15 protein-coding genes are annotated in these 17359 nt (G+C 66.9%); 10 read left to right on the plus strand and 5 right to left on the minus strand.

The genetic code is table 11. The annotated features are described in order from the left end of the window. Positions 1-18 precede the first annotated feature (18 nt). The 5 genes from dnaE (at position 19) to LC452_RS18130 (ending at position 7715) form a co-directional block, all read left to right on the plus strand. Positions 19-3537: a DNA polymerase III subunit alpha gene (gene dnaE / locus LC452_RS18110; protein ID WP_223627874.1), complete on the plus strand. Its 3519-nt coding sequence runs from the start codon at positions 19-21 to the stop codon at positions 3535-3537. 71 nt (positions 3538-3608) lie between these two features. After that, a complete protein-coding gene (locus LC452_RS18115) occupies positions 3609-4880 on the plus strand; it encodes a hypothetical protein (protein WP_223627876.1) in 1272 nt (423 codons plus the stop codon). A 1-nt stretch (position 4881) separates the two neighbouring features. Next, entirely contained in the window at positions 4882-6186 is a 1305-nt protein-coding gene (gene hisD, locus LC452_RS18120; protein WP_223627878.1) for a histidinol dehydrogenase, read from the plus strand. Between the two features lie 10 nt (positions 6187-6196). Beyond that, complete coding sequence (gene nrdR / locus LC452_RS18125) at positions 6197-6667, plus strand: transcriptional regulator NrdR (RefSeq protein WP_223627880.1); 471 nt, start codon at positions 6197-6199, stop codon at positions 6665-6667. Between the two features lie 10 nt (positions 6668-6677). Next, positions 6678-7715, plus strand: a complete 1038-nt coding sequence (locus LC452_RS18130) for a quinone-dependent dihydroorotate dehydrogenase (protein ID WP_223627882.1) — start codon at positions 6678-6680, stop codon at positions 7713-7715. Here the strand turns inward: LC452_RS18130 and LC452_RS18135 are convergent. After that, positions 7690-8259, minus strand: coding sequence for a DUF3043 domain-containing protein (locus LC452_RS18135; protein ID WP_223627884.1), 570 nt, complete (start codon positions 8257-8259; stop codon positions 7690-7692). The genes LC452_RS18130 and LC452_RS18135 overlap by 26 nt on opposite strands. A 46-nt stretch (positions 8260-8305) precedes the next feature. Here LC452_RS18135 and LC452_RS18140 point away from each other — a divergent pair, with 46 nt between their 5' ends. The 5 genes from LC452_RS18140 (at position 8306) to LC452_RS18160 (ending at position 13335) form a co-directional block, all read left to right on the plus strand. Next, on the plus strand, positions 8306-9727 hold the full coding sequence (locus LC452_RS18140) for a dipeptidase (protein WP_223627886.1): 1422 nt from the start codon (positions 8306-8308) through the stop codon (positions 9725-9727). 71 nt (positions 9728-9798) lie between these two features. Next, positions 9799-10167, plus strand: coding sequence for an iron-sulfur cluster insertion protein ErpA (erpA, locus tag LC452_RS18145; protein WP_223627888.1), 369 nt, complete (start codon positions 9799-9801; stop codon positions 10165-10167). A 96-nt stretch (positions 10168-10263) separates the two neighbouring features. Continuing rightward, positions 10264-11160 carry a cytochrome c oxidase subunit II gene (gene coxB, locus LC452_RS18150; RefSeq protein WP_223627890.1) on the plus strand — a complete coding sequence of 299 codons (897 nt, stop codon included), beginning with the start codon at positions 10264-10266 and terminating at the stop codon, positions 11158-11160. A 3-nt stretch (positions 11161-11163) separates the two neighbouring features. Continuing rightward, on the plus strand, positions 11164-12897 hold the full coding sequence (gene ctaD / locus LC452_RS18155) for a cytochrome c oxidase subunit I (protein WP_205814192.1): 1734 nt from the start codon (positions 11164-11166) through the stop codon (positions 12895-12897). Between the two features lie 3 nt (positions 12898-12900). Further along, the gene (locus LC452_RS18160; RefSeq protein WP_223627892.1) at positions 12901-13335 is read left to right on the plus strand and encodes a cytochrome c oxidase subunit 4; all 435 of its coding nucleotides are present in this window, start codon (positions 12901-12903) and stop codon (positions 13333-13335) included. 71 nt (positions 13336-13406) lie between these two features. On the opposite strand, the gene LC452_RS18165 is transcribed toward LC452_RS18160, so the two are convergent. The 4 genes from LC452_RS18165 to LC452_RS18180 form a co-directional block, all read right to left on the minus strand. Next, positions 13407-13826 carry a rhodanese-like domain-containing protein gene (locus LC452_RS18165; protein ID WP_223627894.1) on the minus strand — a complete coding sequence of 140 codons (420 nt, stop codon included), beginning with the start codon at positions 13824-13826 and terminating at the stop codon, positions 13407-13409. An 84-nt stretch (positions 13827-13910) separates the two neighbouring features. Then, entirely contained in the window at positions 13911-14057 is a 147-nt protein-coding gene (locus LC452_RS18170; RefSeq protein ID WP_223627895.1) for a hypothetical protein, read from the minus strand. 380 nt (positions 14058-14437) lie between these two features. Beyond that, on the minus strand, positions 14438-16252 hold the full coding sequence (locus LC452_RS18175) for a cytochrome bc complex cytochrome b subunit (protein ID WP_223627897.1): 1815 nt from the start codon (positions 16250-16252) through the stop codon (positions 14438-14440). Then, positions 16249-17325 carry a ubiquinol-cytochrome c reductase iron-sulfur subunit gene (locus LC452_RS18180; protein ID WP_223627899.1) on the minus strand — a complete coding sequence of 359 codons (1077 nt, stop codon included), beginning with the start codon at positions 17323-17325 and terminating at the stop codon, positions 16249-16251. The genes LC452_RS18175 and LC452_RS18180 overlap by 4 nt, the downstream gene beginning before the upstream one ends. Positions 17326-17359 lie beyond the last annotated feature (34 nt).

A 17359-nucleotide genomic window follows, 5' to 3' on the forward strand; every position in this document is an offset into this window, starting at 1 on the left:
CGCCGTAGACTCGAAGGCATGGCATCCGACTCCTTCGCCCACCTCCATGTGCACAGCGAATACTCGATGCTCGACGGTGCGGCGAAGATCGCGGCGATGACCCAGGCGGCCGCCGATTACGGCATGCCGGCCATCGCGGTGACCGATCACGGCAACACCTTCGCCGCCTTCGAGTTCTACAAAGCGGCGAACGCGGCGGGCGTGAAACCCATCATCGGGCTCGAGGCCTACGTCACCCCGGGAACGCACCGCAGCGACAAGTCGCGCGTGCAGTGGGGCTCGCCCGACCAGAAGAGCGACGACGTCTCCGGCTCGGGCGCGTACACCCACATGACGATGTGGAGCGAGACCACTGAGGGCATGCACAACCTCTTCCGGCTCAGTTCCCGGTCGAGCATGGAGGGCTACTACTTCAAGCCGCGCATGGACCGCGAGCTGCTCCAGACCTACTCCAAGGGCCTGATCGCGACGACAGGGTGTCCCTCGGGCGAGATCCAGACCCGCCTGCGCCTCGGCCAGTACGACGCGGCGCGCGCGGCGGCCGCGGAATTCCAGGATCTGTTCGGCAAGGAGAATTACTTCGCCGAGATCATGGACCACGGGCTCTCCATCGAGCGTCGCGTGATGACCGACCTGCTGCGACTGGCGAAGGATCTGAACATCCCGCTGGTCGGCACCAACGACTCGCACTACACGCACCAGCACGAGGCCGACGCGCACGAGGCGCTGCTCTGCGTGCAGTCCGGCTCGACGCTCGACGACCCCAACCGGTTCAAGTTCGACGGCGACGGCTACTACATCAAGACCGCCGCCGAGATGCGCCAGCTCTTCCGCGACAACCCCGAGGCGTGCGACAACACGCTGCTGATCGCGGAGCGCTGCGAGGTCGAGTTCAACACGGCCGCGAACTACATGCCGCGGTTCCCCGTTCCCGACGGCGAGACCGAGGACAGCTGGCTCATCAAAGAGGTCGAGGTCGGCCTGCAATACCGCTACCCGAACGGCATCCCAGACAAGGTGCGCAAGCAGGCCGAGTACGAGACCGGCATCATCCTGCAGATGGGCTTCCCCGGCTACTTCCTCGTCGTCGCCGACTTCATCAACTGGGCGAAGGACAACGGTATCCGCGTCGGTCCCGGCCGTGGTTCCGGCGCCGGTTCCATGGTCGCCTACGCCATGCGGATCACCGACCTCGACCCGCTCGAGCACGGCCTCATCTTCGAGCGCTTCCTCAACCCGGACCGTGTCTCGATGCCCGACTTCGACGTCGACTTCGATGACCGTCGTCGTGGCGAGGTCATCGAGTACGTGACCCAGAAGTACGGCTCCGAGCGCGTCGCGCAGATCGTCACGTACGGCACCATCAAGTCCAAGCAGGCCCTCAAGGATGCCGGACGCGTGCTCGGATTCCCGTTCAGCATGGGGGAGCGCCTGACCAAGGCGATGCCGCCGCCCGTCATGGGCAAGGACATGCCGCTCGACGGCATGTTCGACTCGTCCCACCAGCGCTACAAAGAGGCGAGCGAGTTCCGTGCGCTCATCGAGACCGATCCCGAGGCGAAGACGGTCTTCGACCGCGCGCTCGGGCTCGAGGGACTGAAGCGCCAGTGGGGCGTCCACGCGGCCGGCGTCATCATGTCGTCCGAGCCGCTGCTCGACATCATCCCGATCATGCGCCGCGAGCAGGACGGCCAGATCGTCACGCAGTTCGACTACCCGTCGTGCGAGTCCCTCGGGCTGATCAAGATGGACTTCCTGGGGCTGCGCAACCTCACGATCATCTCGGATGCTCTCGACAACATCCGCATGAACCGGGGCGAGGAGCTCGACCTGGAGCACCTCCCGCTCGACGACCGCGGGGCCTACGACCTGCTGGGGCGCGGCGAGTCCCTCGGCGTCTTCCAGCTCGACGGCGGGCCGATGCGCTCGCTCATGCGTCTCATGAAGCCCGACAACTTCGGCGACATCTCGGCTCTCATCGCGCTGTACCGTCCAGGGCCCATGGGTGCGAACTCCCACACGAACTACGCGCTCCGCAAGAACGGCGCGCAGCCGATCACCCCCATCCACCCGGAGTTCGAGGAGACGCTCGCCGACATTCTCGACGAGTCCTACGGCCTGATCATCTATCAGGAGCAGGTGATGGCGATCGCGCAGCGCGTGGCCGGATTCTCGCTCGGTCAGGCCGATATCCTCCGTCGCGCGATGGGCAAGAAGAAGAAGTCCGAGCTGGACAAGCAGTTCGAGGGCTTCCAGGCCGGCATGCACGCCAACGGATACTCCGACGGCGCGGTCAACGCGATCTGGGAGATCCTGCTGCCGTTCTCCGACTACGCCTTCAACAAAGCGCACTCCGCGGCGTACGGCGTCGTCTCCTACTGGACCGCGTACCTCAAGGCACACTACCCGGCCGAGTACATGGCCGCGCTGCTCACCAGCGTCGGCGACTCCAAAGACAAGATGGCGCTGTACCTGAACGAGTGCCGTCGCATGGGCATCAAGGTGCTGCCGCCGGATGTCTCCGAGTCGATCAACTACTTCGCGGCCATCGGCGACGACATCCGCTTCGGTCTCGGCGCCGTCCGCAACGTCGGAAGCAACGTCGTCGACGGCATCGTCAAGGCGAGGAAAGACGCGCGCTTCGACTCTTTCCACCATTTCCTCGACAAGGTGCCGCTGCACGTCTCGAACAAGCGCACCGTGGAATCCCTGATCAAGGCGGGTGCCTTCGACACGATGGGAGACTCGCGCCGTGCCCTCATGGAGGTGCATGAGGATGCCGTCGAGGCCGCGGTCGACCGCAAGCGCAACGAGGCTCAGGGCGCCATCGGCTTCGACTTCGACAGCCTCTACGACGGCACCGAAGAGGTGGCGCCGGCCAAGGTGCCCGCACGCCCGGAGTGGATCAAGAAGGACAAGCTCGCCTTCGAGCGCGAGATGCTCGGACTCTACGTGTCCGACCATCCGCTCGCCGGCCTCGAGGTCCCGCTCGCCAAGCACGCGTCGATCTCCATCCACGACCTCAACAATTCCGAGGACATGCAGGACGGCGACCAGGTGACGGTCGCAGGACTCGTGACCAGCGTGCAGCACCGTGTCGCCAAGGCCAGCGGAAATCCCTACGGTATGATCACCGTCGAGGACTTCAACGGCGAGGTGACCGTGATGTTCATGGGCAAGACGTACATCGAGTTCCAGCACATCCTCCAGCAGGACTCGATCCTCGCCGTTCGCGGGCGCGTGTCGCGACGCGATGACGGGCTGAACCTGCACGCGCAGTCCGCGTTCGCACCCGATGTCGGGTCGTTCGACGCTGCCGGCCCGCTGTCGCTGGTTCTCGCGGAGCAGCGCGCGACCGAGCGCGTGATGAACGAGCTCGCCGAGATCCTCCGTCGCCACAACGGCGATACCGAGGTCCTGCTGCGGGTGCACCGCGGCGGCAGCGCGAAGGTCTTCGAGGTGCCGATGCCGGTCAAGGTGTCGGCAGACCTCTTCGGCGACCTCAAGTCGCTCCTCGGCCCCGCCTGTCTGGGGTGAGCAGGTAGGATCGTGAGCCGTCGGGGGCTGCACGCCACGCCCCGGTCGAGCACCGTGACGAAAGGACGACCATGAGCACGGATCTGCCCGAACAGTCGGACGCCGAGGACACGGCCTTCAGCGACGAGGACGGCGTCCTCTACGACGAGGACGTCACCCCCGAATTCGGCATCCTCGGCTTCACCCTGCGCGAACTCCTCATCGTGGGCGTGTGGCTGGTGGCCTTCATCGTCTCCTTTTTCCCCCTCAGCGGCGGGCTGTCGCTGTGGGCCGTCGGGATCCAGTGGATCCTGCCGATCGGAGTGCCCACGGCCGCGGTGTTCCTGCTGGTGCTGCGACGTTTCTCGCCGGACGGGATCCGCCGCGTCGGATCGCTGGGCATCGACCAGTTCGCGTCCGTCGCCTTCTCGGTCTCCGCGACCGTCTGGGTCGGCACGCTGTGGCTCGCCGTCGCAACGCTCATCGACGGCGGATTCTGGGGCCTTCCCTGGAACGGGATCGTGCTGCTGATCGCATCGCTCGCTCTGGTCGTGCTCACCGTCTTCGCCCCGCTCATCCCGGGACTCAAGGAAGACTTCCACGGACGTCTCGTCACGCTCGCCCATCGCAACGCGAACCCCGTCCGCCCCGTCATCGCGCGTCCGCGCCCGGAGCGCCCAGAGACCGCTGATGCCGTCGCCGTCGGCGCAGATTCTGCCGGAGATCCGGGAACGGGAGATGCGCCGGAGACGGTCGTCGAGGTCGCGTATGCCGAGACCAGTGTTCTTCCGCCCGCCGTGCAGTTCGATCCGGAGCTGTCGGGGCAGCAGGCGACCGACGAGGTGGCGCGACTCGATCTCGCCGCCCAGGTCCCGCTCGTCGCCCACGCGTCCGGTGGCGACACCGGCACCGAGCCGGTCACCGCCGACGAGGAGTACGTTCCCACCTACTCCCGACGGTCGCGTGGCGACGACCCGGAGATCGTCTCCGATACCGGCAGCATCGAGTCGCTGCTGGAGACGGCCGCCCGGGTCGAACCTGCCGAGAGCCAGGCCGACCGGCCCTTCGCCGAGGACGACCTCGACGCACACGACTTCAACGCTCGGGATCCCGAGACGACCGCTTTCGACGCTGCCGACCTCGACGCGACCAACCCGCGCGAGGCTGCGCCCGTCGCCCAGCCGTTCTGGATCCTCGCGCCCACCGAGCGCGACGTGCACGACGAGCGCGGCGAGCCGCTGTTCCGCATCGGGCCGAACGCCTGGGCGCTGGTGATCGAAGACCGAGGAGGGGCCTACGTCATCCGACATGACGACGGCCGGATCGGCTACCTCCACGAGATCTCCGACATCACGAAGGGCTGAAATGCGAACGATCGACCTGCGAGGGCGCGAGCTCTCGCCCTCTGACATGCTCGCGGCCGTGCCCCGGGCCACCCAGGCCCGCGCCGAAGCGCTCGACATCGCAACGCGCATCGTCGACGACGTACGCGACCGCGGTGAGGACGCGCTCCGCGAGCAGGCCGAGCAGTTCGACCGGGTCACCGGCCACGATGTGCGGGTTCCCGCCGAGCACATCGCCGAAGCTCTCGCCTCGGTCGACCCCGCCGTGCGTGCCGCCCTCGAAGAGGCGATCGTCCGTGTGCGCCAGGGATCCGAGGCCCAGGTGCCTGGCCCGCAGACCACCGACATCGGACCGGGCGCGCGGATTCTGCAGCGCTGGCAGCCGGTCGCCCGCGCCGGCGTGTACATCCCGGGCGGCAAGGCGGTGTACCCGTCGAGCGTGATCATGAACGCGGTCCCGGCGCAGGTCGCCGGTGTGCAGCACATCGCCCTCGCTTCGCCGCCGCAGGCCGACCACGACGGTCGCATCCACCCGACGATCCTCGCGGCCGCCGGTCTGCTCGGCATCAGCGAGGTCTATGCGATCGGCGGCGCGGGCGCGATCGGCGCTCTCGCCTGGGGCGTGACGTCGATCGGCCTCGATCCGGTCGATGTGGTGTCGGGTCCCGGCAACAACTTCGTCGCCTCCGCCAAGCGCGCGGTGGCCGGCGTGGTCGGCACCGACTCCGAAGCCGGCGCGACCGAGATCCTCATCGTCGCCGATGCGGACGCCGACCCGCGTCTCGTCGCGGCCGATCTCGTCAGTCAGGCCGAGCACGATGAGCAGGCTTCCGCGGTGCTGGTCACCGACTCGGTGCCGCTCGCCGAGCAGGTCGCGGTCGAGGTCGAGCGATTCGCTGCGGCGACCCGGCACAGCGAGCGTGTGCGCGTGGCCTTGGACGGCCCGCAGTCGGCCATCGTCCTCGTCGACGACCGTGCCATGGCCACGGCCTTCAGCAACGCCTACGCTCCGGAGCACCTCGAGCTCCACCTCCTGGATGCCGAAGAAGCGGCATCCTCCTTCACCAGCGCCGGCGCGGTGTTCGTCGGCGATCAGACCCCGGTGAGCCTCGGCGACTACATGGCGGGCAGCAACCACGTGCTGCCGACCGGGGGACAGGCGCGCTATGCCCCTGGCCTCGGCGCATACACGTTCCTCCGCCCGCAGCAGGTCATCTCCTACGACCGGGCGGCCCTCTCCGCGGTGCGGGAAGGCGTCGTGGCGCTCGCGAACGCCGAGGTGCTGCCTGCGCACGGCGAAGCGATCGAGGCGCGGTTCACCGCGTAGGATCGGTCAGATGCACTGCCCCTTCTGCCGTCATTCCGACTCGCGCGTCATCGATTCACGCACCAGCGACGACGGGCTCTCGATCAGACGGCGTCGTCAGTGCCCGGAATGCGGCGGTCGTTTCACGACCACCGAGACCGCGAGCCTCAACGTGATCAAGCGCTCCGGCGTGATGGAGCCGTTCAGCCGCGAGAAGGTGATCTCTGGCGTGCGCAAGGCCTGCCAGGGGAGGCCCGTGACCGAGGCCGACCTCGCGATCCTCGCGCAGCGGGTGGAGGAGGCTGTCCGGCAGACGGGTGTCTCGCAGCTCGACACGAACGAGATCGGCCTGGCGATCCTCGGGCCGCTCCGCGAGCTCGACGAAGTGGCATTCCTCCGTTTCGCCAGCGTCTATCAGGCGTTCGACTCGCTGGAGGACTTCGAGTCCGCGATCACCGATCTGCGCGCCGACCACGCGGAGCAGGAGCCGGCGGACCGGTAATCTGGCAGGGATGTATCCGCTGCTCTTCCGCGCTGTCCTGTCGCGCTTCGATCCCGAGTTCGCCCATCACGCCGGCATGGTGGTGATCCGTGTGCTCGGTGCGCCGCCGTTCGCATCGGTGACACGTGCGCTGACGAAGCCGGACCCGTCGCTGCGCGTGGAGGCACTGGGACTGACGTTCCCGTCGCCCTTCGGCATCGCTGCCGGCTTCGACAAGAACGCCGTCGGCGTGCGCGGTCTCGCCGCGCTCGGCTTCGGGCACGTCGAGGTGGGCACGGTGACCGCGATCCCGCAGGAGGGGAACCCGAAGCCGCGGCTGTTCCGCCTGATCGCGGACCGTGCCGTCATCAACCGGATGGGCTTCAACAACCAGGGAGCGGATGCCGTGGCGCGCCGCCTCGCGAAGCTCCGGCGCGGCGCCCCCGACACGGTGATCGGCGTCAACATCGGCAAGAGCCGGGTCGTCGACGTCGAAGACGCCACCGCCGACTACGTCGCCTCCGCGACGAGGCTCGCCCCGCTCGCCGACTACCTGGCCGTCAACGTCTCCTCGCCGAACACCCCGGGCCTGCGCGGTCTGCAGGCCGTCGAGACGCTGGCGCCGCTGCTGCGGGCCGTCCTCGAGGCTTCCGGTTCCACTCCGCTGCTCGTGAAGATCGCGCCCGATCTCCCCGACGAGGAGATCGCCGCCATCGCGCGGATGGCCGTCGAGGAGGGCCTCGCCGGCATCATCGCGCACAACACGACGATCAGCCGCGACGGTCTGCTCACGGATGACGCGGCGGTCGAGGCTGCCGGGGCCGGCGGCCTCTCCGGCGCTCCGCTGAAGCAGCGGTCGCTCGAGGTGCTCCGCGTCGTGCGCGACGCCGTGCCTGCGGACTTCTGCATCATCGCGGTCGGGGGAGTCGAGACCCCGTCCGACGTGCAGGAGCGACTGGATGCCGGGGCGACCCTGGTGCAGGGCTACACGGCGTTCCTCTACCGCGGCCCGTTCTGGGGCCGCGAGCTCAACAAGGGGCTGGTCAGTCGGGGTACTGTCCGCGCTTGACCTGCGGCTTCGGCAGACGCATGAAGCGCATCTGCAGGGCCCGCATCCCGGCGTACCAGCCGAGACCCTTCTCCATGCGTTCGGCGCCGAACTTGGCGGCGACCTTGCGCTTGACCCGGAAGCCGAGCAGGATCATGCCGCCGATCGCGATCACCAGGTAGCCCATCATCACGATGTAGGCGTAGAAGGAGATCGCGAGGTTCGCGGGGATCAGCGAGGCGAGGATGACGAGCACCATGACCGCCATCACGAACTCGGCGGGGTGCCAGCCGGCGTCGACGTAGTCGCGCACCCAGCGGCGCTGCGCGCCCTTGTCGCGGGCCGGGAGGAACTTCTCCTCACCGGCGGCCATTCCGGCCTGGGCGCGGGCACGGCGCTCGCTGAGCTCGGCGCGGGCGGCCGCCTTGGCCTCCTTGGTGTTCGCGACCAGAGGACGGCGACGGGCCGCCTCCTGCTCCGCGCGGGTCGGCGTCGCGCGACCCTTGCCGACGGCAGGCGTCTCGGCGTCGTCGTTCGTCGAAGGGGAGACAGGGGTAGTGGCCACGAGGTTCCTCGGTTCGCTGAAGGTGGATCACCTTAAGATTACTCGCATGAACTCTTCTGCTCACCCCGGTCCGTCGACACCGTCCAGCGAATCCGAGGCAGCCGTCCTCGAAGCAGTGGCGACGGGGATCCCGTCGGCGCTGTCGGACCTGGGGCATCTGGTCCGGATTCCGGGGATGGCATGGCCGGCTTTCGACCAGACGCAGCTGGAGCGCAGCGCGGATGCCGTCGCGACGCTGGCGCGGGATACCGGGGTGTTCGACGAGGTGCGGGTGCTGCGTGCAGCGATCGCCGGCACCGACGAGCACGGGCAGCCGGCGGTCCTCGCGACCCGGGCGGCCCGCAACGGCAAGCCGACGATCCTGCTCTACGCGCACCACGACGTGCAGCCTCCCGGAGACGACGCGCTGTGGGAGACGCCTCCGTTCGAGCCGACGGTGCGCGACGGACGCCTCTACGGGCGCGGTGCGGCCGACGACAAGGCGGGAATCATGGCGCACATCGCCTCGATCCGTGCGGTCAGCGAGGTGCTGGGTGATGATCTCGACCTGGGAATCGCGATGTTCATCGAGGGCGAGGAGGAGTACGGCTCCCGCTCCTTCGCGCAGTTCCTGTCCGACAACAAGGAGTCGCTGCGCGCCGACGCGATCGTGGTCGCCGATTCGGGTAACTGGGACTCGGTGACGCCCGGTCTCACGGTCTCGCTGCGCGGGAACGCGCGATTCACGGTGCGCGTGCGCACGCTCGACCACGCATCGCACTCCGGGATGTTCGGCGGCGCGGCCCCGGACGCGATGATGACGACGATCCGGATGCTGTCGACCATGTGGAACCAGGACGGCTCCGTCGCGGTCGAGGGGATGACCGAGCGCGATGCGCCGACGCCCGACTATGCCGAGGAGACGCTCCGCGACGAGGCGGGGCTGCTTTCCGGCACGACGCCGATCGGGAACGGCTCGATCCTCAGCCGCATCTGGAACAAGCCCTCGATCACCGTGATCGGCATCGATGCGACGAGTGTCGCCGCGGCATCCAACACACTTCTTCCCGAGGTGACCGTCGTGATCAGCGCACGCGTCGCACCGGGGCAGACGGGGGAGGACGCGTACGCGGCCCTCGAACGTCACCTGCGTGCGCACGCCCCGTTCGGCGCGGAGCTGACGTTCTCGGACGTGGATCTCGGCAACGGGTTCCTGGTCGACACCAGCGGCTGGGCCGTCGCCCTCACGCGCGACGCGATGCGGGACGGGTACGGCGTGGAGCCCGTCGACCTCGGCGTCGGCGGTTCGATCCCGTTCATCGCCGATCTCGTGCGCGAGTTCCCGGCCGCGCAGATCCTCGTCACCGGGGTCGAGGATCCGTATTCCCGAGCCCACAGCCCGAACGAGTCCCTCCACCTCGACACGTTCCGGCATGCCGTCGCGACCGAGGCCCTGATGCTCGCGAGGATGAACGCGCGCGATCTCTGAGCCTTCCGGTCCGACCAGCGGTAGAATTACCGGGAACGCCGTGCCCCTGCGGCCCCGTGACAAGGAGCGACATGAGCGACACCACACTGACTTCCCCGGAGACCACCACCCACGCGCACGGCATCAGCCTCACCGACGCCGCTGCCGTCAAGGTCAAGAACCTGCTCGAGCAGGAGGGTCGCGACGACCTGCGTCTGCGCGTCGCCGTGCAGCCCGGCGGATGCTCCGGCCTGATCTACCAGCTCTACTTCGACGAGCGCTACCTCGAAGGCGACGAGACCGTCGACTTCGACGGTGTCGAGGTCATCGTCGACAACATGAGCGTCCCGTATCTCGACGGTGCATCCATCGATTTCAAGGACACGATCTCGGAGCAGGGCTTCACGATCGACAACCCCAATGCAGCCGGCAGCTGCGCCTGCGGCGACAGCTTCCACTGATCCGGACGGCGCCGCCAACCTGCGTGGTTGGCATGAATCAGGTGTGAGGTTGCCCTAGACTTGGGTGTGCCCTGTCCGCAATCTGAAAGGTGCATCGTGCCCTCGAATCGCCGCCTTCGTTGGGCCGCTCTCCCTCTGGGAGTCGCGGCAGCCGTGGCCCTGGCGGGATGTACTGCCACTGAGTTGAACGGCTATCTGCCGGGCTTCGTGGAGGGTGAGCCTGCGGCCACCAACCAGACCGAGCGAGTGTCCTCCCTCTGGGTGAACTCCTGGATCGTTCTTCTCGCCGTCGGTGTCATCACCTGGGGCCTGATGGCCTGGGCAGCGATCGCGTACCGCCGCCGTAAGGGCCAGACCGGCCTTCCCGTGCAGATGCGCTACAACATGCCGATCGAGATCTTCTACACGATCGTGCCGCTCATCCTGGTGCTGGGAATGTTCTTCTTCACCGCCCGCGATCAGAACGCGATCGAGACGCAGTGGGACGACCCCGACGTCGAGGTCACCGCGATCGCCAAGCAGTGGGCGTGGGACTTCCAGTACGACGCCGATTCCGACGATGACACCGTCTGGACGATGGGCGTTCAGGCCCAGCCCGACGCGGAAGGCAACATCGACCAGGCGCAGCTGCCCACGCTGGTGCTGCCGGTCGACCAGAAGGTCACGATCAAACTGCAGTCCCGCGACGTCATCCACTCGTTCTGGATCATCGACTTCCTGTACAAGAAGGACATGTACATCGGGAAGGACAACTCCTGGTCGTTCATCCCGACCCGTGTCGGCGAGTACAAGGGCAAGTGCGCCGAACTCTGCGGCGAGTACCACTCGATGATGCTCTTCAACGTGAAGGTCGTCGAGCAGGACGAGTACGACGCGTACCTCGAGACGCTCAAGGAGAAGGGCAACACGGGAGACATCACGGATCAGTACGACCGTCTCACGAACTTCCCCGGAACCACGCCCGAGAACGACTCCGAGGAAGGAGAGGAGTAAGCCATGTCGACCACTGAAGCCCCCCGCACCGATGAGGCCCCTCGCTCTCGACCCACGACTCTGCCCGCCCGCCAGGCCGCTCTGATGAGCTCCTCGCGCGTCGAGCAGAAGGGCAACATCGTCGTCAAGTGGATCACCTCCACCGACCACAAGACCATCGGGTACATGTACCTGATCGCGTCCGTGCTGTTCTTCCTCCTCGGCGGTGTGATGGCCCTCGTCATCCGCGCCGAGCTGTTCGCGCCGGGAATGCAGATCATCCCGACGAAGGAGCAGTACAACCAGCTGTTCACGATGCACGGCACGATCATGCTGCTGATGTTCGCGACGCCGCTCTTCGCCGGGTTCGCGAACGCGATCCTGCCGCTGCAGCTCGGCGCGCCCGACGTCGCCTTCCCGCGTCTGAACGCCTTCGCCTTCTGGCTCTTCCTGTTCGGCTCGACCATCGCGGTCGCCGGCTTCCTGACTCCGCAGGGTGCGGCCTCGTTCGGCTGGTTCGCCTATCAGCCGCTCGCCAGTGCGTCGTTCACGCCAGGTGTCGGTGGAAACCTGTGGATGGTCGGACTGGGTATCTCCGGTTTCGGAACGATCCTCGGCGCAGTGAACTTCATCACCACGATCATCACGATGCGCGCCCCGGGCATGACCATGTGGCGCATGCCGATCTTCTCGTGGAACACGCTCATCACGAGCCTGCTGGTGCTGATGGCGTTCCCCGTGCTGGCCGCGGCGATCTTCGCCGCAGCGGCCGACCGCATCCTCGGCGCCCACATCTACGACCCGGCCAACGGCGGTGTCCTGCTCTGGCAGCACCTGTTCTGGTTCTTCGGTCACCCCGAGGTGTACATCATCGCGCTGCCGTTCTTCGGCATCGTGTCCGAGATCTTCCCGGTCTTCAGCCGCAAGCCGATCTTCGGGTACAAGACGCTCGTCTACGCGACGATCGCGATCGCTGCTCTCTCGGTCGCCGTCTGGGCGCACCACATGTACGTCACCGGCTCTGTGCTGCTGCCGTTCTTCGCCCTGATGACGATGCTCATCGCGGTGCCGACGGGTGTGAAGATCTTCAACTGGATCGGCACGCTCTGGCGAGGCTCCGTGACGTTCGAGACGCCGATGGTGTTCGCCCTCGGCTTCCTGGTCTCGTTCGTCTTCGGTGGGCTGACCGGCGTCATCCTCGCGGCGCCGCCGCTCGACTTCGCACTGTCCGACTCGTACTTCGTCGTCGCGCACTTCCACTACGTCGTCTTCGGCACCGTGGTGTTCGCGATGTTCGCCGGCTTCTACTTCTGGTGGCCGAAGTGGACCGGGCGCATGCTCAACGAGCGCCTCGGCTACGTGCACTTCTGGATGCTGTTCATCGGCTTCCACATGACGTTCCTCATCCAGCACTGGCTGGGTGTCGACGGCATGGTGCGTCGTTACGCGGACTACTCGGCGGCCGACGGCTGGACCTGGCAGAACCAGGTCTCGACGATCGGTGCGATCATCCTCGGCGCTTCGATGCTCCCGTTCTTCCTGAACGTGTGGATCACGGCGCGCAAGGCTCCGAAGGTCACGGTCAACGACCCGTGGGGATACGGCGCATCGCTCGAGTGGGCGACGTCCTGCCCGCCGCCGCGTCACAACTTCACGTCGATCCCGCGCATCCGCAGCGAGCGTCCGGCCTTCGATCTGAACCACCCCGAGGCAGCCGAGTTCGCGACCACCGCGCCCGGCGAGCGAGAGGCCCACTAAGTCATGCGCGACAACGTCATTCTCTGGTGGATCCTGACCGCCTTCTTCGCTCTCGTCGGCGTCGTCTACACGGGCTGGCACATCCTGGCCACCCCGAACGAGAACTTCGCGATGCGGATCGAGTGGGTCGGCACGGTCGCCCTGTTCTTCGCGGCCTTCATGGGTGCGATGATCGCGTTCTACCTCGACCGCACCCACTCGGCACAGCAGGGTGAGCTGCCCGAAGACATCCTGACGGCAGACATCGACGACGGCGACCCCGAGCTCGGCGAGTTCAGCCCCTGGTCCTGGTGGCCGATGGTGCTGGCCGCTTCGGCCGCGGTGTTCGTGGTCGGTCTTGCGGTCGGTCACTTCCTGCTCCCGATCGGGCTGGCGATCTTCGTCGTCGCGATCGTCGGCTGGGTCTACGAGTACTACCGCGGTCACTTCGCCCGCTGAGTTCAGCTGCACCGAGAAGGCCCCCGGATTCGTCCGGGGGCCTTCTTCGTGTGTGGTGTGTGCGGAGTCGCTCAGGCGCGCGTGCGGATGCGTGCCACGCCGGTGAGCGGATCGACGGGGCGGTGGTGGATGCCGTCGGCATCCTGCACCGGGTAGCCCTCGCGGACCCAGTACTCGAAGCCGCCGATCATCTCGCGCACGCGGTAGCCGAGTTTCGCGAACTCGAGAGCGCCCTTCGCACCCGCGTTGCAGCCGGGGCTCCAGCAGTACACGACGACCTCGGCATCCACGGGGATCTCCTGAGGCGCTCTGGTGGCGATCTCGCTGTAGTGCATGTGCACGGCGCCGGCGACGCGTCCCTGCGCCCAGGCCTCGTCGGAGCGCACATCGATCACGACCAGCTCGTCACCGGCTTTCAGAGCCGCATGGACGTCACTGGCGTCGGTCTCGTAGGCGAGCTTGGCGGCGAAGAAGTCGGCACGATCGATCATGTGCTCAGCCTATTCGCGGGAGGTCTCGGCCCCTCAGCGCGATACTGTCGTCTGTCGCCGGATTCCTGACAGTGTCAGACGCCTTCAGAGGGCTGCGCTCATCTGCACGCGTCGCCCGTATTGTGACAGCTGCAGCGCGTCCTCCGTGACGATCAGCTCTCGGAGGAAGTCGGAGTCCGGCTCGCTCTCCGTGAAGCCGCAGGAGGCGTAGAACGGGGCGTTCCAGGGCACGTCCGCGTAAGTCCGCAGAGTGACGAGCGCATGGCCTCGGTCCCGAGCCTCCGCCAGAGCGGCGTCGACGACGCGTCATCCTCTGCCGATTCTGCGATGAGGATGAATCCGGGGAGATGTGCCCTTTCGTCGGCGCCGGTCGGGGGAGGCCAGTCGATCGCGCCGAAGCGATCGATGACGAGGGTGTCAGCGGCGACCTCGTCGCCTCGAGTGCTGCAGCATCGTCCGGGAGAGCTGCACGAACGCGCGTCGCTGTGGATGCTCGTCGCGACGGGGAGGACACGGTCCGATCCTTTCACAGCGTTCCCTGTTCGCGACGGAGCCGACGACGAAGGCCCCGTCCGGATCGGACGAGGCCTTCATCGATGGGGGAGCGATGACTACTCGCTCTCCTCCGACTTCTTCTTGCGCGGCTTCTTCACGGGCTGCGTGGAGATCACCGTGCTCGGAGTGTTCGCCGTCTCCTCGACATGCGTCTCGCTGACCGAGAGCGGTGCGTCGGGAGCTCCGGCACGCTCGTGAGCGCCCTGGATCTCGGCGGCCTCGGTCTCCTCGTTCTGCGCGGTCACGTGGTGCTGGTGAGCATCCGCTTCCTCGATCTCAGCCTGCGTGAGCGGGGCGAGACGGTCCTCGAAGAACCAGCGCGAGATGGACGAGCGGAGGTTCTCGGTCCACGGGATACGACCCTTGGCGTTCGGGCGCACCACCAGCGGCTCGTAACCGTCGACGTCGATGAGCTTCCAGCGGTCGTACTGGTCGACCGGCTGGTGCACCTCGATGAACTCGCCACCGGGGAGGCGGACGATGCGGCCCGACTCGAAGCCGTGCAGCACGATCTCGCGGTCCTTCTTCTGCAGCGCGATGCAGATGCGCTTGGCGACGAAGTACCCGAGGACCGGTCCGATGAACAGCAGCGCCTGCAGCGTGTGGATCACGCCTTCCATCGTGAGCATGAAGTGCGTCGCGATGAGGTCGGACGATGCTGCAGCCCAGAGGACGGCGTAGAAGATGACACCGGCGACGCCGATGGCGGTGCGGGTCGCGGCGTTGCGCGGGCGCTGAGCGATGTGGTGCTCGCGCTTGTCGCCCGTGAGCCACGCCTCGAGGAACGGGTAGATCGCCACGATGACGATGAACAGTCCGAGCACCACGAGCGGGAGCAGGATGCCGAAGGACCAGGTCCGGTCGAACAGCACCAGATCGAGGTTCGACGGAGCCAGGCGGAGCGCGCCGTCCGCGAATCCGATGTACCAGTCAGGCTGAGTACCGGCGGACACGGGGGAGGGGTCATACGGTCCGTACGCCCAGATCGGGTTGATCTGGAAGAACGTCGCGATCAGCACGATGGTGCCGAACACGATGAACAGGTAGCCACCCATCTTCGACATGTACACCGGCATCATCGGGTAGCCCACGACGTTGTCGTTGGTGCGGCCGGGGCCGGCGAACTGCGTGTGCTTGTTCACGATCATGAGCATCAGGTGCACCACGATCAGACCGATGACCAGCAGCGGCAGCAGCAGGATGTGCAGCGTGTAGAGGCGGCCGACGATGTCGGTGCCGGGGAACTCGCCGCCGAAGACGATGAACGAGGTCCACGTGCCGATGAGCGGGATGCCCTTGACCATGCCGTCGATGATGCGGAGGCCGTTGCCCGACAGCAGGTCGTCGGGGAGCGAGTAGCCCGTGAATCCCTCCGCCAGAGCCAGGATGAAGAGCACGAAGCCGATCACCCAGTTCAGCTCACGCGGCTTGCGGAACGCACCGGTGAAGAAGATGCGGAGCATGTGCACGCCGATGCCGGCGATGAACACGAGAGCCGCCCAGTGGTGGATCTGGCGGACCAGGAGGCCGCCGCGCACGTCGAACGAGATGTGCAGCGACGACTCGAGGGCCGCCGACATCTCGATGCCGCGCATCGGGGCGTAGGCGCCCGTGTAGTGCGTCTCGACCATGGAGGCCTGGAAGAAGAACGTCAGGAAGGTTCCGGAGAGGAACACGACCACGAAGCTCCACAGCGCGATCTCACCGAGCATGAAGGACCAGTGGTCCGGGAAGATCTTGCGACCGAGCTCCTTGACGAAGCCCGAGAGGCTGGTGCGCTCATCGATGTAGTTCGACGCGGCGCCGACGAAGCGACCGCCGAGGGGCGCCTTCTCGTCCTTGTCGTCTTTGGACAGCGTTGCGGTGCTCAATGGCGCTCCCAGAAGCTCGGGCCGACGGGTTCCGTGAAGTCGCTGCGTGCGACCAGGTAGCCCTCGTCATCGACGGTGATGGGCAGCTGCGGCAGCGGACGAGCCGCCGGGCCGAAGATGACCTTGGCGTGGTCCGTGACGTCGAACTGCGACTGGTGACACGGGCACAGCAGGTGGTGGGTCTGCTGCTCGTACAGGGCGACGGGGCAGCCGACGTGCGTGCAGACCTTGGAATAGGCGACGATGCCGTCGTACGACCAGTCCTTGCGGTCCTCGGCCTCGATGAGCTGCTCGGGGCGCAGGCGCATCATCAGCACGATGGCCTTCGCCTTCTCCTCGAGGTAGCCGTCGTGGTGGCTGAGGTCGGCGAGCTCCTCGGGGATCACGTGGAACGCGGACCCGAGGGTGACGTCCGCCGCGCGGATCGGCGTGCCGTCGGGGTCGCGGACGAGGCGGGAGCCCTCTTCCCACATCGTGTGCTTGAGCAGCACCACCGGGTCGCCCGCAGTGGGGTCGTCGGGCGTGGAGTGCGGGGCCAGGCCGCGGAACAGCGTGACACCCGGGATGATCGAGGCGACGACCGCGGCGAACAGCGAGTTGCGGATCATCGAGCGGCGTCCGAAACCGGACTCCTGGTTCGCGTCGGAGAAGGCCTTGATGGCGGCCTCGCGCGTCGAGTCCTTGCCACGGGTGGGGTGGCGGTACTCGATGTGCTCCTTGTCGGACATCAGCGCCTTCGACCAGTGGATCGCACCGATGCCGATGGAGAGCAGCGCGAGCGCGATGCCCAGACCGATGAAGAGGTTGTTCTGCCGGATGTCGATGAGCGCGCCGCTCTCGATCGGGAACAGCATGTAGGCGGCGACCGCCCAGATGCTGCCGGCGAGCGAGAGGTAGAACAGCGTGTAGACCGTGCGGTCCGCGGTCTTCTCGGCGCGAGGGTCCTTGTCGGTCATCCGCTCGCGGTGCGGCGGCAATCCCGGGTTCTGCGCGGGATCGCTGACTGCGACACCCAGCCCCGGAGAGGGCACGAAGGCCCTGTCAAGAGCCTGCGAGTCGTCGTCGTGTGCCATGGTGATCCTCGTACGTTCCTCTTCGATGAATAAG

Origin of the sequence: Microbacterium sp. EST19A (genome assembly GCF_019969685.1) — a bacterium.
In the GTDB taxonomy this organism is placed as follows: domain Bacteria; phylum Actinomycetota; class Actinomycetes; order Actinomycetales; family Microbacteriaceae; genus Microbacterium.